Source organism: Novosphingopyxis iocasae, from assembly GCF_014334095.1.
Taxonomy (GTDB): domain Bacteria; phylum Pseudomonadota; class Alphaproteobacteria; order Sphingomonadales; family Sphingomonadaceae; genus Novosphingopyxis; species Novosphingopyxis iocasae.
Map to the genome: position 1 here is coordinate 2,739,276 of NZ_CP060495.1, position 19,987 is coordinate 2,759,262.

At 58.7% G+C, this 19,987-nt stretch carries 17 protein-coding genes; 12 read left to right on the plus strand and 5 right to left on the minus strand.

Annotated features, from left to right (window positions below; all coding sequences use genetic code 11):
* The first annotated feature begins 16 nt into the window (after positions 1-16).
* From H7X45_RS13115 to H7X45_RS13145, 7 genes are all read left to right on the plus strand, one after another.
* Complete coding sequence (locus H7X45_RS13115) at positions 17-1,300, plus strand: APC family permease (RefSeq protein ID WP_008603936.1); 1,284 nt, start codon at positions 17-19, stop codon at positions 1,298-1,300.
* Between the two features lie 130 nt (positions 1,301-1,430).
* Complete coding sequence (locus H7X45_RS13120) at positions 1,431-2,162, plus strand: glutaredoxin family protein (protein ID WP_009823997.1); 732 nt, start codon at positions 1,431-1,433, stop codon at positions 2,160-2,162.
* A complete protein-coding gene (locus tag H7X45_RS13125; RefSeq protein WP_008603934.1) occupies positions 2,159-2,575 on the plus strand; it encodes a potassium channel family protein in 417 nt (138 codons plus the stop codon). Before H7X45_RS13120 ends, H7X45_RS13125 begins: the two co-directional genes overlap by 4 nt.
* 70 nt (positions 2,576-2,645) lie before the next feature.
* On the plus strand, positions 2,646-3,110 hold the full coding sequence (locus tag H7X45_RS13130; protein WP_008603933.1) for a DUF305 domain-containing protein: 465 nt from the start codon (positions 2,646-2,648) through the stop codon (positions 3,108-3,110).
* Complete coding sequence (locus tag H7X45_RS13135; RefSeq protein ID WP_009823998.1) at positions 3,107-3,595, plus strand: DUF6692 family protein; 489 nt, start codon at positions 3,107-3,109, stop codon at positions 3,593-3,595. The genes H7X45_RS13130 and H7X45_RS13135 overlap by 4 nt, the downstream gene beginning before the upstream one ends.
* A gap of 108 nt (positions 3,596-3,703) precedes the next feature.
* Positions 3,704-4,408, plus strand: a complete 705-nt coding sequence (locus H7X45_RS13140; RefSeq protein ID WP_119511735.1) for an NAD(P)-dependent oxidoreductase — start codon at positions 3,704-3,706, stop codon at positions 4,406-4,408.
* 43 nt (positions 4,409-4,451) lie between these two features.
* Positions 4,452-5,804 (plus strand): MBL fold metallo-hydrolase, encoded by a 1,353-nt coding sequence (locus H7X45_RS13145; protein WP_156842685.1) that lies wholly within the window; start codon positions 4,452-4,454, stop codon positions 5,802-5,804.
* A gap of 688 nt (positions 5,805-6,492) precedes the next feature.
* On the opposite strand, the gene H7X45_RS13150 is transcribed toward H7X45_RS13145, so the two are convergent.
* The 5 genes from H7X45_RS13150 to H7X45_RS13170 all read right to left on the minus strand — a co-directional run bounded on the left by H7X45_RS13150 (position 6,493) and on the right by H7X45_RS13170 (position 12,376).
* Positions 6,493-6,894, minus strand: coding sequence for a hypothetical protein (locus tag H7X45_RS13150; RefSeq protein WP_156842684.1), 402 nt, complete (start codon positions 6,892-6,894; stop codon positions 6,493-6,495).
* A 552-nt stretch (positions 6,895-7,446) separates the two neighbouring features.
* Positions 7,447-8,109, minus strand: coding sequence for a peroxiredoxin (locus H7X45_RS13155; RefSeq protein ID WP_160661435.1), 663 nt, complete (start codon positions 8,107-8,109; stop codon positions 7,447-7,449).
* A 136-nt stretch (positions 8,110-8,245) separates the two neighbouring features.
* A complete protein-coding gene (locus tag H7X45_RS13160) occupies positions 8,246-10,765 on the minus strand; it encodes a vitamin K epoxide reductase family protein (protein ID WP_246449468.1) in 2,520 nt (839 codons plus the stop codon).
* A gap of 151 nt (positions 10,766-10,916) precedes the next feature.
* Positions 10,917-11,360 (minus strand): CBS domain-containing protein, encoded by a 444-nt coding sequence (locus tag H7X45_RS13165; protein ID WP_160661437.1) that lies wholly within the window; start codon positions 11,358-11,360, stop codon positions 10,917-10,919.
* A 557-nt stretch (positions 11,361-11,917) separates the two neighbouring features.
* Positions 11,918-12,376, minus strand: coding sequence for a MerR family DNA-binding protein (locus H7X45_RS13170; protein ID WP_160661438.1), 459 nt, complete (start codon positions 12,374-12,376; stop codon positions 11,918-11,920).
* Positions 12,377-12,733: 357 nt separating this feature from the next.
* On the opposite strand from H7X45_RS13170, the gene H7X45_RS13175 reads away from it, so the two are divergent.
* The 5 genes from H7X45_RS13175 to H7X45_RS13195 all read left to right on the plus strand — a co-directional run bounded on the left by H7X45_RS13175 (position 12,734) and on the right by H7X45_RS13195 (position 19,981).
* The gene (locus H7X45_RS13175) at positions 12,734-13,042 is read left to right on the plus strand and encodes a hypothetical protein (RefSeq protein ID WP_160661439.1); all 309 of its coding nucleotides are present in this window, start codon (positions 12,734-12,736) and stop codon (positions 13,040-13,042) included.
* Positions 13,043-13,711: 669 nt separating this feature from the next.
* Positions 13,712-14,947 carry a TolC family protein gene (locus H7X45_RS13180; RefSeq protein WP_119511743.1) on the plus strand — a complete coding sequence of 412 codons (1,236 nt, stop codon included), beginning with the start codon at positions 13,712-13,714 and terminating at the stop codon, positions 14,945-14,947.
* An 8-nt stretch (positions 14,948-14,955) separates the two neighbouring features.
* Entirely contained in the window at positions 14,956-16,452 is a 1,497-nt protein-coding gene (locus H7X45_RS13185) for an efflux RND transporter periplasmic adaptor subunit (protein ID WP_119511744.1), read from the plus strand.
* Positions 16,449-19,616: an efflux RND transporter permease subunit gene (locus H7X45_RS13190; RefSeq protein ID WP_156843025.1), complete on the plus strand. Its 3,168-nt coding sequence runs from the start codon at positions 16,449-16,451 to the stop codon at positions 19,614-19,616. The genes H7X45_RS13185 and H7X45_RS13190 overlap by 4 nt, the downstream gene beginning before the upstream one ends.
* Entirely contained in the window at positions 19,595-19,981 is a 387-nt protein-coding gene (locus H7X45_RS13195; RefSeq protein ID WP_224801918.1) for a copper-binding protein, read from the plus strand. The genes H7X45_RS13190 and H7X45_RS13195 overlap by 22 nt, the downstream gene beginning before the upstream one ends.
* The last annotated feature ends 6 nt before the right edge of the window (positions 19,982-19,987 follow it).

Consider the following 19,987-nt stretch of genomic DNA (forward strand, 5'->3'; position numbering starts at 1 on the left):
GCTGGGCGGTGTCGCGATGGGGACCGGCGTCATGATTGGCGCAGGTATCTTCGCACTGACCGGCCAGATTGCCGAACTGGCTGGACCGTTATTTCCGCTTTCTTTCATAGTCGGCGCGCTGGTTACCTCGCTTGCCGCCTACAGCTACATCAAGATGTCGAACCGCTGGCCCTCCTCTGGCGGCATCGCGATGATCCTTCAGAAGGCTTACGGACCGGGCGTCGTTGCAGCATCGGCATCGCTCCTGATGGCGCTGTCGATGGTCATCAACGAAAGCCTGGTCGCTCGGACCTTCGCGACCTATGCCTTGCGGCCCTTTGGGCTCGAAAGCAGCGGCATTCTGGTCTCCGTCGCGGCACTGGCCCTCATCGTTTTCGCCTATTTCGTGAATGCTGCCGGCAACAAATCGGTCAGCGGGTTTTCGCTCATTATGTCGGCAATCAAGATCGGCGGCATCGCCCTGTTCGCAATTGCGGCGATCTGGGCCACCGGATTTTCAGGCGGTGCCTTCGCAGAGCCGGTCGCGCTTTCGGGCCTCGACGCGTTGCTCGCTTCGGTCGCTTTCTCGATCCTCGCTTTCAAGGGTTTCACCACCATCACCAACAGCGGCGGCGAAATCATCGATCCGCATCGGAATGTCGGCAGAACCATTATCATTTCGATCGCAGTATGCGTGGTCGTCTACCTTCTCGTCGCGGTGGCGGTCGGCGCCAGCCTCAGCACTTCAGAAATAGCCGAGGCGCGCGATTACTCTCTTGCGGCAGCTGCGCGCCCCGCGCTCGGAGAGCTTGGCTTCTATTTCACAGTCGCAATCGCGATCGCAGCCACGACCTCGGGTGTCATCGCCAGTGTTTTCGCCGTTTCGCGAATGCTGACGATGCTGACCGAGATGAAGATGATCCCGCATAGCCATTTCGGCATGAGCGGACCGATCCGCAGTCACATGCTGGTCTATACCGTAGTGATTGCCGGCACGCTCGCGGTCCTGTTCGATCTGTCGCGGATCGCTTCGCTCGGAGCATTTTTCTATCTCGTAATGGACATGCTTGTGCATTGGGGCGTGCTGCGCGGTTTGCGGGAAGAGATCGGTGCGCGTGCCTGGGTGCTATGGTCGGCACTCGTGGCGGACAGCGTAGTCCTGACAGCTTTTGCCTTCGCCAAGCTCAAAACCGACCCTGCGGTCGTCGCCTATGCGGTCGCAGGCATTGCCGCCGTTTTCATCGCCGAATGGTTCTATTTGTCCAGGCGTTCGCAAGCGATGGACTCCGCTTCAGAAAGACCGGCGGAAGAGAGGCGATGACCCCGTTAGTAGAACACGAGCGCAAAGGCAGCGACCAAAAGCCGACGAGGATCGAGGCGCCAAGTTCGCGGATCAAAAGAAATTCAAGACGGAGCATATCGTGACGACTAAAACTGCCACCGTTTACCGAATGGTCATGCCGGACCACGTTTGTCCGTATGGATTGAAAACGGTCGATTTGCTCAAACGCGAAGGTTTCGAGGTGGACGACCACCATTTGAAAACGCGCGAGGAGACCGATGCGTTCAAAGAGCAGCATGGGGTAGAAACCACCCCCCAAACCTTCATCGGCGGGAAGCGCATCGGAGGTTACGACGATGTCCGTGAGCATGTCGGCAAGAAAAGAACGCAAGCCGGTGATGACGAGACCAGCTACCAGCCCGTCATTGCCATTTTCGGCGTCGCTTTCCTCCTGGGTCTGGCAATTAGCTGGTACGTTTTCGACACGATTTTCACGGTGGAAGCGGTCGAATGGTTTGTCAGCCTATCGATGGCCTTGCTCGCGATCCAGAAGTTGCAGGACGTGCGCAGCTTCTCGACCATGTTCCTCAACTACGATCTGCTGGCGCGACGCTGGGTACGATATGGATTTCTATATCCGTTCGGTGAGGGTTTGGCTGGAATATTAATGGTCGCGCACGCGCTTCCGATCGTCTCGGTTCCGGTATCGCTGTTCATAGGGACGGTCGGCGCGGTCAGCGTGTTCAAGGCGGTCTACATCGACAAGCGCGAGTTGAAATGCGCTTGCGTCGGCGGAAGCAGCAACGTGCCGCTCGGCTTCGTATCGTTGACCGAGAACCTGTTCATGATCGGTATGGGTCTTTGGATGGGTGCCAAGGCCCTGGGTTGGGTCTCGCTATGATTTGGGCACTGCTTCTCGGTTTCGCGCTGTTCGCGATCTCTCTCTACTTCCACATGTTGATGCTGCGCGGGGCGAAAGCCGTTTCTCCGCCAGGCAAGGACCCACGCCATTTCCGGCTGCTTGCAGGCTCCAGCCTCGTTCTTCTCAGCCATCTGGTCATCGCCGGCATATTCGCGGGCGGAATGTATCTCGCTTCCGTCTGGGGCCTTGGCGGGCTCGAGAAGGACGTCATCAACAGCTGGATGGATTATTACTACTTCGCGCTGATCACGATCTCGACGGTCGGTCTCGGCGATATTCTGCCCGCCGGGCACATGCGCGCCATTTCCGGCATCGCCGCCCTTACCGGGTTCCTGATGATCAGTTGCACCGCCCAATATGTCTATCAAACCATGAGCGAAAAGGAGAATTGATATGGCTGAAGCTAGGCACGATGCACACGAAAAAGGTGGAGGGGGCGGCAACTACTGGCGGTTCATGGCAATGGTATCGACCTCGACCGTGATCATGTTCTTCCTGATGTATGCCAACAGCTTCGACATGGACGACGTTTTCTGGAGCGAGACGCGCTTCTGGATGATGTTCGTCATGGGCGCGATGATGATGGTGGTCATGCTTCTCTTCATGTGGGGCATGTACAAGGACCGGACCAAGAACTTCATCATCTTGGGTGTCGGAGCCGTCGTCTTCGCGCTCGCGCTATGGCTCGTACGCAGCCAGACCACGGTGGACGATACCGAATACATGGCCGCGATGATCCCGCACCACTCGATCGCGATCATGACTAGCGAGAGGGCGAGCCTGAAGGATCCGCGGGTTCGCGAACTCGCGCAGGCCATCATCGTCGCGCAGCGGCGCGAGATCGCCGAGATGAAATATCTCATCCAGGACATCGAGGAAAACGGTCCGCGCACCGAAGAACGCCTGCCCGAGGAGATGCAGCAATGAACAAGATCGCAATCCTGACGCTTGCAGCCCTCCCTCTGGCGGCCTGCAACACCAATACCGCGGTCGGCAATGATCGCGAAGCACAGCTCGATCCCCCGGCAACTGCGGCGCCGATAGAGAGTGCTGCGAGCGCTCTTGCCAACCTCAGCCCGGGCCTCATGCTGCCCGAGACCATGAGCGACGCGGACCTCGCCACGCTGGGAGCCGAGAACACGTGTCAGTTTCGCCTGACTGAGGTCGCGTTTCCGTCGTTCGTCTACGACAACAGCGGTGGCGGCGCGATCAAGATCAACGGCAAGCTGATCCCTGTCACAGCAAGCGCCTCGGGTGAGTATGCGAATGGTGAGCTTCGTATCCGCACGCGCCTTCTCGATGACGAAGGAGACGCGGGCCTGCAGATGCAGGAACTCATCGTCGCCGGACCTCGGATGAAGGACGAGTTCGGGTTCTGGGGGTACACGACCTGCGGCAACAGCGAGGCGTGAACACGAGCGAGCGGGCGCCAGCGTGCGTCGGTGCCCGCTCTATGATCATGTTCGGCCCGGCACGCGCGGCCGAATTTATAATGAGGTGCTACAGTGGAAGCTGAGCCTGTGAGCGATGCAGCCCCCCTTGCGGTCTTCGGTGCCGGAGGAAAGACCGGCACGGAAATACTGCGCCATGCGGTTCACAAGGGCATCGAAGTTCGAGCGTTCGAGCACACCTTGCCCGAACCATCGGACCGGGTCGACAACGTCGAGTACCTCCAGTGCGATGTACTCAATGACGACTTCAGCAGCGAGCTCGAAGGTTGCCGTGCTGTTATTTCCGCACTCGGTATAGGATTTAGCCCATCCACGGCGATCGATCCGCCTCCGCTTTACACGGAGGGAACCCGCAGGCTTGTGGAAGCGATGTCGGCGACCGGCATTTCCCGGATCGTCGTGATATCGGCGGCGTTCGTAGAGCCGCAGCCCAGCGTTCCTGCATGGTTCGAGCTCACAGCAAGACCAGCCTTGCACAATATTCTCGAACAGATGCGCGCCATGGAAGATCTTCTGGAGCGCGCGAAAGGCCTGAAATGGACGGCTGCGCGACCGGGCTGGCTCCTCGACGAACCCTATACGGGTGAAGCCGTCATTACCGACGAGCGCCTTGCCCAAGATTGCTTTCGCTGCAGGCACGCCGACCTCGCGGCAGCGATGCTCGAATTCGTCTGCGAGAACACCTGGGTCAACGCTAAACCCGCTATCGCCCGGCCAGAAGAAGACCGCTTCGAGAACGTCTCGGCGCTCAAGGCCGAACTCGGGATCGACTAGATCGATGCGGACTTGCGGAAACATTCCAACAACGAGGTAAGATATGCTGCTTGAGAAGATAAAGACCCCCGGCCTTTCGCACCTTTCCTATCTGATCGGTTCGCAGGGCAAGGCAGCGGTCATCGATCCGCGCCGCGACTGCGAGATATATCTCGAGCGAGCCCGCGCCGAAGGGCTGGAGATCACGCATATCTTCGAAACGCACAGGAATGAGGATCTCATCACGGGATCGCCGGTACTGGCCAAAATGACCGGTGCCCGCGTTCTGCACGGTCCAAACCCTGCGGATGAGGTTGTGTTCGCCGACACCGCGCGAGAGGGCGACGTTTTCGAGATCGGTAAGATCAGGGTCGAAGTGCTCGAAACCCCCGGTCACACCGACGATCATCTCGCCTTCGTCTTTCACGACGACGATTATCCCGAAGGACCGGTCGGCGTGTTCACCGGCGATGCGCTCTTCGTGGGCGACGTCGGCCGAACCGATTTCTATCCCGAGCGCGCGCGGGAGGTCGCGGGCCTCCTGTACGATTCATTGCAAAAGATTTGCGCTCTGGGTGACCAGACAATCATATACCCGGCGCACGGTGCCGGATCGGTTTGCGGGTCCGGAATGGCAGACCGGGAATTCTCGACAATCGGCCATGAGCGGCGCAACAACCCGCGGCTGCGCATTGCTGACCGCGACGAGTTCATCAAGGCGAAGGTAGAAGAGCATCATTACCAGCCACCTTATTTTCGGCTAATGGAGCGGCTCAATCTCGAAGGCGCCAATGCCGCGCCGCGAGTCATGCGGCCAAGGCTTCTGGGGCTGGAAGACCTCGGCGAGAGCGGCGCCGATCATCTGGTCGATGTACGCGAGCCGCTCGCCTATGCCGCCGGTCATATGCAGGGTGCCGTGTGCCTTCCAGTGGGAATGATACCCGCCTTTGCCGGGTGGTTCATCAGCGAAGGCGACACGATAGCCCTAATCGCTTCCGAAGAAGACGAGCTCGCTCAAGCTATGGCGCATTTGGTGCGCATTGGTCTCGATAATATTGTCGGCGGCTATGTCGGCGTGATCCCAGCCGCCGCACAGGGCAAAGCGATGCAAAGTATTGCCATGATCGACACCGAGGAAGTCGCACGCAGGCTCGCTGAGGACAGCGAAGATTGGACCTTGCTCGACGTGCGCGCCCTTGACGAACGGCAGCAAGGCAGCATCGATGAATCCGAACATGTCTATGTCGGCGAGCTCAACACCCGCTGGAAAGAGCTCGATCGCGACCGTCATTACACTTTGATGTGCGCCAGCGGCATGAGGGCGAGCGTAGCAGCGGGCTGGCTCGCAAGCCAAGGCTTCAAACACCTCGACGTCTATCTGGGCTCCATGGGCGCATGGACAAACGCGCAGGGCTAAAAAGCTGGAAAACCTCGAAAATGGCCAACCCGCGATCCCTTCAGGGCCGTGCGCGAAAGCTGTTTGGCCTACCGGAAGACACGCTGGTCTATCCTGCGCTTGATTGTGCAGGGGGGCGCGTCTCGACGATCATACAGGCAGGCAAACGCAACCCCCGCTTGAATGGCGATGTCTCACTTTTTCGAATTTCAGCAGATCAGGGCCGTGCTGGACCTGCCCTACCTTGAAAAAATCGACGTGGCCGTGCCTACCAATCTGAAATGCGGAAATTGCTCTGAAGATGCTGTCGAGCGACTGCACGAGCTCGGCGGGAAATCACCGCAGGGATAGGTTGGATTGCCTTGGCCACCGCGGAGCCATGTGCGGGCTATTGCGCGCTATCCGCATTCCCAATCATTTGAACGAACCGGGGAGGCTATCATCAGAACCACATCGGGATGACAATCGAATTGGAGTCCTTCGGGATTGGGGAGCTTTTTTGAACCTGTCGCAATTAAGACCGCTTTTTTTCGCTCGATTCCGAAAATGCTTACCCTCGAACATTGCCAAGGCGCATTTGTCTGTAGGACGTTGCGCGCAGAAGATCGTCTGAACCCTCATTGTCCGGTCGCGCTTTATAGATCCCCGCAAAGTTTCGCTATCGCAGTAAAAGGAGCCAATCCGAGTGTCGTTCTCTCAGAACCTCGGATTACATAAATGCTTTCATGAGAGTTGGCTCGAAATAGCCCCAGGCGGCCGCGATGAAGCTCATCACGGTTGCAACCAGGAGCAAAATTATCTGACGGTTCTTGAGCCATTTAACTGCGGCCCGGGAGTGGCAATGACTCGTGTGCCGATGTTTGCGCAGAACAATGAGCCAACTAGCCGCCACCGCAATCATCGAAAATGCGGTCATTGGCCAATGGAGCGAACCCAGAGGCGCCAAAACACTGCTCAGGCTCGCACTCAGCCCGGCGGCAACCAGCACCATCGGTAGAATGCAGCAAGAGCAAGCTGCCAAAACAGCAGCCGAACTGCTTATGACGCTCACAACGGTCGTCTTGCCGTCGTGCAAAGGTAGTGGTTCGACAGCATGAGTCGGTTCGGCCATCAAGCGACTAGCAACCACGAACGGCCCTTACCCATATGAAGTCTTCAAATAGGTCTGCCATAGTACTCGTTCGAACAGAGGCTTCACACGCGAGGGTTCATTGTATTTCGCCGATGTGGCATAGCCCTCCACCAATTGAAGGTCGAGGTCAATTGCGTCACACTGACAGCTCCTCAACCCCGTTACGCAGCTGAGGTGTCCAAGCTCGGCGGACGCCGCAGTCCTTTGACCAACATAGCCGCGCTCAACAGCTATTGTACCTGAAAGACGGAACCCCGCGCCAGGGTTGGGTGAAGCGCGGGGTTCCTGAACGGCCCCGGGACACCTGCGATCCGCAGGGTTCAGGGGGAGGTGGGGCCGCCATTCGATTAACGAGGAGAAAACCGATCGGGACCGGATTTGGTTTTACCGTACACCTAATCGCTTACGCTTCTTGCCAATCTATATATCGAACAGATAGATCCACTCGCAGGTGTGGCGACGCGCTCAAATTCTAGCATGAGCATGCTATATTCACGCCGACATGCAATTGCTGGCAACCTGTTCGCGCAATTAGTCGATCGGTTCTTGGATCACACGCAAATACGGTTTCTTTTCGTCCCAGCCATCGGGATATTTGGCTTTCGCATCTTCGTCCGACAAGGAAGGCGGAATAATCACATCATCACCCTTCTGCCAATTGACCGGCGTCGCTACACCCTTGCGTTCGGTGAGTTGCACCGAATCAAGCAGCCGGAGCACTTCATCGAAATTCCGCCCGCTGCTCATCGGATAAAGCAGCACGGCGCGAATTTTCTTGTCTGGCCCGATGATATAGACAGCGCGGACGGTGGCGTTATCGGCTGCGGTTCGCCTCTCCGCATTACCCGCTTCGTCGGCCGGCAGCATATTATAAAGCTTGGCGACCTGTAGGTCGCTGTCGCCGACCACGGGATAGTCGACCTTATTTCCACTCACCTCCTCGATATCGGGAAGCCAATCGCGATTATCCTGGCTGCTGTCGACCGAAAGGCCAATAATCTTGGTGTTGCGTTTGGCAAATTCCTCGCCAAGCCCGGCCATATAACCAAGCTCGGTCGTGCAAACCGGTGTAAATGCCTTGGGATGGGAAAAGAGGATTGCCCAGCTGTCACCCATCCAATCATGGAAGTGAATGTTTCCTTGTGTGGTCTGGGCTGTGAAATCGGGGGCTGTCGAGCCAATTGAAAGGGTCATGTAAAATACTCCTACTTATTTTGTGGGTACTCAGGGCACATTTCTAGCGATGCTCTGAGAAGAATGCGGGTCCGACCTCGTCTTCATCCTGTTCCTAAAGGAAGAGCGCCAGATCCGCTTTGCTCGGGTCAACCGGTCATACGACAAACCGATCCCAGCCCGCATAATGCTCACCGCTTCGCTTACCGCGAGGCAGGCTCAGTCCGATCAAGAGCAGTCCGACCCCAACCGAGGCCACCGTTACGGCAGCCGAAGCCCCTGCAAGCATGAAGGGCGCTGCGACCAGCCAGGCACCGAATGCAGCGTTGATGAAGCGCAGGGCGCGCGCGACTTCCGCGGTCGCGATGATTGCCACCGTAATCACCAAAGCACCCACCACGTGATCGCTGTTGGCCATCGCCCCCTCGCTGCCAAGCGTTATCCTTGTCAGCATCAGCCACGCTCCCAGAGCCGTGCTGGCCACCAGGGTCCACGGGAAGGTCACGCCGCGCACCGTGTTCGTCCAGATCGAACGCGCGTCGGTCATATAGTCGGTATCGTCGATTTCACCGTTTGACACTGCGCCGCCCTTGAAGAAGGTACGAACGAGTGACTTGCCTTCCTTTTTCGACCAGTAGAGATACTGTCCCATGGCGATGACTTCATCGAGCGAGAACGGGATCATGATGAGCATCGCAAGCGCAGCAATCAGAGCCGGCGTACTCCACGTCCCGATCATTATCGGCTGAATGATCACGAAATAGATACTGACCACACCGAGCGGAATGACCAGAATGCCGAAGAAGGTAACCATCCACGGCATCGTGCGCCAGCGCGTGCGGGTTCCCATGACCGCCATTAGGATCTCGAGCACATAGCTGACCGCCCCTAGTCCGGCATCCGGGATCGGCCAGGCCTTGGATACATCCGACGTGATGATTTCCTCGGTGCCGTTCTTGGGATCGCCAAGCGATCCGGAGAAAAACGGCTCCCACGCCACATCGATATGGCCAAGCTGGTAGGAGGTAAGCATGCGCGATATCAGAAGGCCGATGATGCCCATCGCAACAATCGGGAATCGCTGGGCATCGGTCGAGGGACTGTAGGTCCACCCGGGCGGGATGGACTTCTTGTCCATCATCCCTTCCATGCTCATGCCGGGCATCATTGGCACCAGCACCGAGAATGCGATCGCCAATGTACCGACAAGCATATTGGTCAGATATTGGGCCGCGCTCGGACTCCAGAAGAACAAGGGCGCGAAAAGCAGCCAGATGCCGACAAAGGCCGTCGCCCACTGCCCCAACCAGGCGGTGCGCTTCGAAAGCGACATCGCGCCGAAGATCATCAATGCGATCCCGCTCAGCATATCGCTCAGAGCAAGAGCGTTGGCCCGCCATTCGATCGACGGCAAACCCCGCTCGAGAGTGACCGCTACGACCGAAGCACGCGCAGTATCGGCGGATACGACGTCATAAACACCAGGACTTGCAGCAAGCCAGAGGCCGAGTCCGATGACAGCAAACTGCGTCCAGCGGGTACCGCGCTGGGGTCCGTCCATATGCTGCATATCGCCGTCCATATTGTTCATGTCGCCGTCCATCTGGTGCCCATCATGCGCTATATCGGTGTCTTGCGATTGAGGTCGCGCCGGTTCGGTCTTCGCTGCATCCGAACTCTTTGGATGCCAGGCCACGCGGGACGTGTTCAGCTTGTTCGTTTCGTACCAGTCCTGCGGGTCGGCTTGCAACGCGTCGATGATGGTCGGAAGCGTTTCGCGGAGCGAGTGCTCTGGTTCCCACCCCAGCAGTTTCCGGGCGCGGGAGATATCGAGAATGTAGTGAGCGTTTGCGTCATCGACCATCCACTGCTTGACGAATCCGTCATGACCGAGGACTTCTTCCTCGATCCACGTGCCCAGTTTCGCCACGCTTTTTGGAATGCGCACTGTCGTCCATTCCTTGCCGTGGATCTGGCAATGAACGATGTCCTGTATCTCGGCATAGCCCAGCGTTTCGGGCTCGCCGACAAGTATCGGCATCTCGCCCTCGAGGTCAGTGCGATGAGCGATAGTCTGCTCGACCGCCTTGGTCAGATCGTCAAGATGCAGTGCCGATTGTGCAGCGCACAACATTCCCGGATACAGATGCGCCGACACGCGATGCTCATAGACACCGGCAATCTGTTCGGCGAGAAAGGCGGAGTGCCCCTCGTCGTCGTAAACCCCCGCAAACCGCAAGAATACAACCGGAATGTCGCCACGGTTCTCGCGCAGTACCTGTTCCGCATCGACCTTCGATTGAGGGTAAGGCCACGTCGGTCCAAGCGGACTGGATTCGTCGATACGTACGCCCGGCAGCGGTTTGGGCTCGTGTACAAGCATCGAGCTTGCATAGATGAACTGTTCGACATCGAAGTCCTGCAGTGCCGTAATCAGCCTGCGCGACCCTTCAACATTGACATTGGTGTACAGCGGGTTTGGCTCGCCCGTGATGTCGAAATAGGCAGCCAGGTGAATGCAAGCTGCAATCGTGTTTGAATGCGCGGCACGCACATTGGTCAAGGCGTCGACAACCGACGCTTCGTCCGCGAGGTCGATGGCGTATGAGGCTTCTAGTCCGGGAACGTCTTTCGCGACCGAGCGATCGAGGCCGATGATGCGGTACTGGTCGCTCAACCGATCAACCAAAGCGCGCCCAATGTATCCGCTTGCACCGGTTATCAGGACGACGCCTCTAGCCATAATCTACTCCATCGCGTTGATCTTGGGATTACTCTTCAAGACAGAACCGTCCTCGCGGGAGGACGGTCCTGCAGCTGCCCTCGGACTAGCAACAACCCGATGAGGCCTTTTCCTGAGATGGCTTGGAGATTTCCTCGACGAGTTCTGCGGTCTTTGCATCGGCACCGGACCGTGCAATATCAGCCTGGGAAACCATGCCGCAGCAATTCCCTTCGTCATCAATCACGGGAACGCGCCGGACCTGGTTGCTCTCCATCGTGGAGCAACATGCATCTACCTCGGTATCCGGCGTGACAGTGACAACCGAACGGGTCATGATGTCCCCCACCGGGGTGTCGGGCGACTTGCCTTCAGCTACGACGCGACAGCAAATGTCCCGATCTGTGACGACACCCACCAGACCGCCTTGGTCATCAACAACAGGAATCTCTCCGCAGTCGTTTCCCACCATGAGCTTCGCTGCATCCTGTACGCTCGCATCCTTGTCGCAGCAGGCGGGATCCTTCGTCATAATGTCCTTAACATGCATAATTCCACTCCTTCATCGGTCGGTCTGTGCAAAAGCATTTCCCGTCAGGGCAGCTTCGCTCAAATCATAGAAAATCATAAGGTAACGGTTCCCATCGTTGGAAGGTCAAGCCCCCTCCATGCGACGAATTGGCGAACTCGGTGCCGACCTGGACCGCACAAGGAGGTCGCGCAGGTGCTGATCTTGGTGCGTCTCTGATGGGTCACGCTTACAGTACGAGCCATCTGCTCCAACCCCTCATATTGGCTGAATGGGAAAAGGTCGGGAGCTTGGAGAAAAGATCGTTTCAGCGAATGGATATGTTCCACTCAATAGAGCTGACACCGAGATTTGTTGCGAATTAAACTTCGCAAACGGGCAGACCACGCCTTGGCAAAAAACTGCAATCGCGAAACTGGCCAAGCTTGAGGTTTTGCGAACAACGACGCAGCACCTTCGGGCCCGCTCCAGGAGTCTTATGTGTCTCGCCGGTCAAATGTCGGACGCGTCCTCAGCCAATTGCTGGTCCAACCCAAAATGAAGCGAACCATGAGAACAGACCAGCGCCAACTCTGTTTTTAGCAGACCCGCTGGTATCCGAACTTGTGACCGACTTCTTTTGCTAAGGCAGGATTGGCATCGTTGGAAAGATCTTTGAGAATAGGACAATCTGGCCGGTCATCGTTCGTGCAACCCGCGATAAGATGCTCAAGAGCGTCGATCATGGAAAGAATTTCTGCCGCCTTGGCGCGCAGAGCACCCAAGTGTCCGGCGGCAACCTCCCGGACATCCTTGCTGGCTCTTTTCTCGTCGTGCCACAGACCGAGCAATTCGCCGATATCATCTACCGAAAAGCCAAGGTTGCGGGCGCGGCGGATGAACCGCAGCGTATGTATTTCGGCAGGGCCGTAAAGCCGATAGCCAGCTTCGGTGCGTTCGGCCGCTCCGATCAGACCGATTTTCTCATAATGCCTGATCATCTTGGCCGACACGCCACTGTCTGCGGCGGCCTCACCAATTGTGTGCAGTTGGCTCATGCATGCTGGATAACTTTCCCACGATAGGAAAGCAAACAGCCTGCGCCGACAATTTTTATTCTGACGCCCCTCTTGACCTTCCCATGATGGGAAGCCCTATCTTTTGGGTAATGTTCGATTCGCGGAGAAAGGTTATAAGAAGAAAGCGCACTCCCGCGCATTGACGCCGACATGCCCAGAAGCCGCACCGCCCTGGAAAAAATGCAAGCCAGATATGTGCGGATGACCCAGGCAGGTGACCTGAGCGGCAAGTTCGCGCGCTTCCAGTTCCTGCGCATGACGACGCAAAGCTGAACTTATCGGAACAATGAAAGGAACTTTTTTATTAATAGTTTTAAATTAGCGGCGCTCGGAGCCTTGGCGACCGCCGGTCTCGCAACAGCTGCGGCCGCGCAATCCCAAGTCGATCATCAGCCCGCTCCACAAGAGAGCTCGCAAGGCCAAGAGAGCAGCCACGAGCATGGTGCAATGCAGGGCGAAATGTCGGACATGGATGGTGACATGTCCGGGATGATGGCGATGATGAACAACCCCGAGATGCGCGCTGAAATGATGGCGATGATGAACGATCCGGAAATGCGCGCTCAAATGATGGACATGATGCGCAACTGCAATGAAATGATGAAGATGAAACAGGAACAGATGTCGAATGAAGAGGCAGGGTAATCCTGAGCACCACACGTCAATTTGCCAGATTGTCTTCGCCTAAGCCTGCCCCCTCCCTGCGGGGCAGGCACCATCCGAACAATGATCGGTGAATCCTGCTGATCTCATGTCCCATGCAAGCGGACCGTATTTATGATTTCTACCACAACAGATCCCGAAGGCTTGTCGAGGCTCGGCTGCGCCCGTAGAGTTAGATGATGCAGTTACTGCGCTCTCTTGGAATTTTTCTGATTGCTTGCGGACTCTTTGTCCAGTCGGCCGCTCATGCCTCGGCGGTGCCGCAAGCACCGGCGGGAAGCGAGGCGGCGTGTAACGAGATGCGCATGGAGACTGGTGCTACGACCGCTTCGGAAGACCAACCCGGACCGTGCAAAAATCTTCGCCTGGATTGCCTTGTGGTCCTCGGTTGTATCGCTCCACTGGCCATGATCACAGCCCCATCAGGCGAACGTACGAAAATTGCTGTGCGTTCGTTGTTCACCCCATTTGCCGCATATTCTCCGGCTCTCGTTGATCAAGGACCCGAGCCGCCGCCCCCGCAAGAGCAATTCTGAGTATTGCCAGGGACTGCCCTGCATACTGAAGCTGAACGAATTTTCCGTCGCGCCTAGCGATGGTCGTTTGTTCCGTCCGCGCTTATATCGCGCGCTCTAGCGGAATCTAGAAATCATGCAGAAAATTTGCTGGACCGCATTTCCGGTCCTGCTGGCTTTGGCGCCAGCTAGTTACGCGCAGTCAATCGGCTACGAGGAGGCATTGAGAGCGGCCGTTAGCGAACAGCCGCAGGTGCGAGCGCGGGAGTTGCAGCTCGAGGCACGTCGCAGCGTCGCTGATGCAGCTGACGAACTACCAGATCCTCGCCTCCGCGCTGGGATTCAGAACCTTCCGGTGGCAGGCCCGGCAGCCTTCGAGATCGACCGGCAGCTGCCCACCCAGATCCAGGTCGGTGTGGAGCAGGACATACCCAATCTCGCGGAGCGCCATGCGAGAGCGCGCATGGCAGTGGCCGATATAGATCTGGCTTCCGCGCAGTTGACCCGCGCGCAGCTCACGGCTCGGCTTGGAGCAGGCGAGGCCTGGATTTCGCTCGCGTACACCCAACAGGCTCTGAATGTTATCGATGAGGCACTTAGGCAGATCGAAAGGCTGGTGCCCTTGGCGCGGAGCGCCGTTGCGGCGGGATCGGCCAGGCCGGCTGAGAGCCTCGAAATTCGCCGTGCGGTACTGGAAGTCGAGGACATGCGGACCCGCCTAGAAGGCGACCTTGACGCGGCACGGGCCATGTTGGCGCGATATGCTGCTGTGCAAGGCGCAGTTGCCACCGGGGCTATCCCCGCGGCGGATGTCGATGCCGAGCGACTCCGGGCGACCCTAGAGCTTAATCCCGATATCATTCTCGCTATCGCACAGGTTCGACAGGCAGATGCGAGGATCGATCTTGCCCGGTCGGAGAAGCGGCCCGATTTCGGCATCAATGTCAGCTATGGCAGGCGCGATCCGATGTTCGGTGATGTCGTCTCGGTCATGGGCTCGATTACGCTCCCCATCTTTGCGGGCAGGCGGCAGAACCCGAGGATTGCCGCTGCTGAAGCCGAAGCAAGCGCAGCGCAAGCAATTCAGCTTGATCGCTTGCGCGAACTGCAAGCGCAATTCGAGGCCGACCTTGCCGCTTGGCGCAGCGCATACCGCCAGTGGCAGCGAGCCACGGAGGAGTTGCTACCCCTCGCCCAAAGCCGGGCTGATCTCGAAAGGGCCAGCTTCGCGGCAAACCGCGCCGAACTGCTGGACGTCATCGAAGCGATCAAGGCGCTGGCGCTCCTACAAATCGAGATCCTTGAGCGTGAGGAGGCGACAGTTGAAGCCGCGACGACCTTGCGACTGACCTATACGGAGTTCCAGCCATGAGAGCCAAAATGGGAGCCGCGTGGGACAAACTGTCGCCGCGCCAGAAATCCTGGACGATGGCGGCAACGGTCGCCCTGATCAGCGTCACCGCAGGATACGGGTTATCGCAGCGGGGTGAGAGCGGAAGTCAGGCAAATGGCAACGGGGGATCATCCAGCGCCGAATGTGAGGACGTGCTTTACTGGTACGATCCGATGGTGCCGGGACAGCGTTTCGACGAGCCTGGAAAATCGCCGTTCATGGATATGGAACTTGTTCCCAAATGCGCTGGCGAGGAGGCCACCTCCGGGGTTCAGATCGACGCGGGGCTTGTCCAGAACTTCGGCATCCGCACCGCCGAGGCCGAATACGGCGTACTTGAGCCGGACGTGTCCGTTACCGGTGTTCTCGCTTACAATGGGCGGGACGTTGCAATTGTCCAGCCAAGGGCTGGCGGCTTTGTACAACGAACCTATGGGCGTGCTCCAGACGATGTGGTGAGCCGAGGCGCGCCGCTGGCCGATATTCTCGTACCCGAATGGGGAGGAGCGCAGCAGGAATATCTGGCCGTCCTGAACAGCGGCGATGAACAGCTTGCACAGGCCATGCGCGAGCGGATGCGGCTGCTCGGCATGTCGAATGGGCAAATTTCATCGGTGGGCCGGACCGGCCGCGCGCAGGCGACGATCACGGTCACCGCGCCGACCGGCGGGGCCATCACCATGCTCGGCGTGCGACCCGGCATGACCGTGATGGCAGGCCAGACCCTGGCGGAAATAACCGGATTCTCGCCGATCTGGCTCGAGGCATCGGTGCCCGAAACACAAGCAGCGAATATCCGGGTCGGCCAACCTGTCAGTGCAACCCTGACCGCGTTTCCCGATGAGAGATTTTCCGGACCGATCATCGCGATCTTGCCGAGCGCACAGGATGCCAGCCGGACAATCACCGTCCGCGCACAATTGCCCAATCCTTCCGGACGGCTCAAGCCGGGCATGTTCGCGCAGGTCTCGCTGACCCCCGACACCCGGCGCGCTCTGCTGGTTCCTTCCGAAGCGGTGATCCGGACCGGGCGCCGCACCATCGTCATGATCAAGCAGGACGAGGGCGGCTTCATGCCTGCCGAAGTCCGGATCGGCCGTGAGGCGGGAGGCAGGACCGAAGTGCTGGCCGGCCTTTCGCAAGGCGAAGAGGTCGTGACCTCGGGCCAGTTCCTGCTCGATTCCGAGGCAAGCCTGGCAGGACTTGATGTTCGTGCGATCGATGAGGCAGGTCCGAACCGGGACGGTGAAGACCAACCAGTGACATTCAGCGCAATGGGGACGATCGAGAAGATTGCCGATGGCTCCGTCACGCTGCGGCACGGACCTGTCCCGCGGCTAGACTGGCCCGCCATGACGATGAGTTTCCGCACGAAGAATGCAGCGCAGATCAGCGGGTTCGAGGAAGGCGATAGAGTGCGCTTTACCTTCACCCAGCAGGACGCCGGCCCCCGTATCGAGACCATCAGGAGTGCCGGGCAATGATCGCGCGCATTATCGATGCCTCGATCGCCAATCGGCTTTTCATCGTCCTCGCCGCCATAGCTGTGACCCTTGGCGGGTTCTGGGCCGTCCGCACAACTCCGGTCGATGCTTTGCCCGATCTGTCCGATGTCCAGGTTGTCGTCCGATCCAACTATCCGGGCCAGGCGCCCCGGATTGTCGAGGACCAGGTGACCTACCCGATGGCCACGACCATGCTGTCGGTGCCGGGAGCGAAGACCGTACGCGGCTACTCGATGTTCGGCGACAGCTACGTTTATATCATTTTCGAGGACGGTACCGACCTTTACTGGGCACGGTCGCGGGTGCTCGAATATCTCAATCAGGTGCAGAACCGCCTGCCCGAGGGTGTTACGAGCACGCTCGGTCCGGATGCGACGGGCGTGGGGTGGATTTACGAATATGCGCTTGTCGATCGCACGGGCGGTCATGACCTTGCCGGGCTGCGCAGCCTGCAGGACTGGTTTCTGCGCTACGAGCTCAAGACGATCCCCGGCATTGCCGAAGTCGCGAGTGTCGGCGGTATGGTGAAACAATACCAGATCGTGCTCGAACCTTACCGGATGGCATCGTTCGGCGTCACGCATGCCGAGATCGTAAACGCCATCCAGTCGTCCAACCAGGAGGCCGGCGGTTCGATCGTCGAGATGGGTGAGGCCGAATACATGGTACGCGCGTCGGGCTATCTGACGACGCTGGACGATTTCCGCGAGATTCCCCTCAGGACTGCAACTGGCGGGGTTCCGGTTACCCTTGGCGATGTCGCCACAATCCAGGTCGGGCCGGAGCTGCGCCGCGGCATTGCCGAGCTCAACGGCGAAGGAGAGGTCGCCGGCGGCATCATCGTTCTCAGACAGGGCGCGGACGCTCGCAGCGCAATCCAGGCGGTCGAGGAAAAGCTGGACGAATTGCAGGCGAGCCTTCCCGAGGGCGTCGAGATCGTCACCACCTACGACCGATCGCAGCTTATCGACGCCTCGGTGGAGAATTTGACGACCAAGCTGATCGAGGAGTTCATCGTCGTCGCGATCGTATGCGCGCTGTTCCTCTGGCACGCACGTTCGGCACTTGTCGCCATCATCACCCTGCCTTTGGGCGTGCTCGCGGCGTTCATCGTGATGCGTTTCCAGGGGGTGAATGCCAATATCATGTCGCTGGGCGGGATCGCTATCGCGGTCGGCGCCATGGTCGATGCAGCCGTTGTGATGATCGAAAATGCGCACAAGCATCTCGAGCGATGGGAGCATGAAAATCCCGACACGGTGCTTTCGGTCAAGGAACGCTGGCGGATCATCGCCGATGCATCGAAGGAAGTGGGACCGGCGCTGTTCTTCAGCCTTCTGATCATAACCTTGTCGTTCCTGCCCGTGTTTACCCTACAAGCCCAGGAAGGCCGGTTGTTTGCACCGCTTGCCTTCACCAAGACCTATGCCATGGCGGCGGCTGCGCTGCTGTCGGTTACACTGGTTCCGGTGATGATGGGCTGGCTGATCAGGGGTAAGATACCGTCAGAAGACTCCAATTTCCTCAATCGCTGGCTGACCAGGATTTACCGACCGGGCCTTAATTGGGTGATGCGCTGGCCAAAAGCCACGCTCGCGGTTGCAGGCGCGATCTTCCTCACCACGCTGATCCCCTTCTCGCAGCTCGGCGGAGAGTTTCTCCCGCCGCTCGACGAGGGCGATCTGCTCTACATGCCGAGCGCCCTTCCCGGTCTATCGCCAGGCGAGGCCTCGGCGCTGCTGCAGCGCACCGACCGCCTCATCAAATCGGTACCGGAAGTCGAAACAGTCTTCGGCAAGGCCGGCCGTGCAGATACGGCTACCGACCCGGCTCCGCTCACCATGTTCGAGACCACGATCCGGTTCCGGCCGCGGGAGGAATGGCGCGAAGCCATGACGACTGATGCGCTGATCGAAGAGCTCGACCGGGTCGTTCAAGTGCCCGGTCTCGCCAATGTCTGGGTACCCCCTATCCGTAACCGCATCGATATGCTGGCGACCGGGATCAAGAGCCCGATCGGGGTCAAGGTTTCGGGCGAGGATCTTGCAGAGATCGAACGGGTGGCGCTCGAGGTCGAGGGTGTGGCAAAGACGATTCCCGGCGTCAGTTCGGCTCTGGCCGAGAGGCTTTCCGGCGGGCGCTACGTCGATGTCGACATCGATCGCGCCGCAGCGGCGAGATACGGCCTCAACATCTCCGATATCCAGCAGATCGTCTCGGGCGCTATTGGTGGGGCCAATGTCGCGCGGACTGTTGAAGGTCTGGCGCGCTATCCGATCAATGTGCGCTACCCCCGTGAAATTCGCGACAGCGTGGACGAATTGCGAACCTTGCCCCTCCTGACGCCGTCGGGACAACAGATTACGCTCGGCACGGTCGCACGGATCGGCGTCAGCGATGGCCCCCCCATGCTCAAGAGCGAACAGGGACGATTGACCAGCTACATCTATGTGGATGTGCGCGACCGCGATCTTACATCGGTGGTTGCCGACCTCCAAGAAGCGGTCGCCGCAAGCGTCAATCTTCCGGCGGGCGTCAGCCTGTCCTACGCGGGTCAGTTCGAGTACCTTACCCGCGCCTACGAACGGCTGCAGATCGTCGTACCCGCCACGCTCGTCATCATTTTCCTGCTGCTCTATCTGATCTTCAGAAGGTGGGACGAGGCAATGCTTATCATGGGTACGCTGCCATTCGCCCTGTCAGGCGGCTACTGGCTCCTCTATCTGATGGGCTACAACCAGTCGGTCGCAACTGCCGTCGGATTCATTGCCCTGGCAGGTGTATCGGCCGAGTTCGGCGTGATCATGCTGATCTATCTCAAGGCAGCCCTCGAGAAACGAAGTGGCGATTTGAGCGCCGAGGAAGTGGATCAGGCGATCCGCGAAGGGGCGCTCTTGCGTGTCCGACCCAAGGCGATGACCGTAGCGGTGATCCTTGCGGGTCTGTTCCCGATCTTGATCGGTACCGGAGCTGGCTCGGAGGTGATGAGCCGGATCGCGGCACCGATGATCGGCGGTATGATTACCGCGCCGCTCCTGTCCATGTTCCTGCTTCCCGCCGCCTATCTGTTGTTGCGGCGCCCCCGTCCGGAAAAACCGGCCAACCCTCAAGGAGAAGAAGAATGCGTACCCCAACCTATATGATCCTGCTCGCGGCACCGCTGGCGCTTGCAGCCTGCGACGCTGCAGACGACAGCTCAGAGACCATGATGTCAGACGACATGGCGAACTCGGACAGCATGCCCATGTCAGGCGAAATGCCGATGGCGGAGGAGACCGGCGGCGAGCAGAGCGCCAGCGCGGAGGGAACGGTTACAGCCATCGATTCCGAGGCGGGCACTGTGACCATCGAGCATGGTCCGGTCGAAAGTATCGGGTGGCCCGCGATGACCATGGCATTCGAAGCCGACGCGCAAATCCTCGAACAGGTCAGTGTCGGTGAGGGAATAGCCTTTAAATTTCGTACTGGAACCGAAGGCAGCGTCGTTACCTCGGTAACGCCGCGATAGCATGAA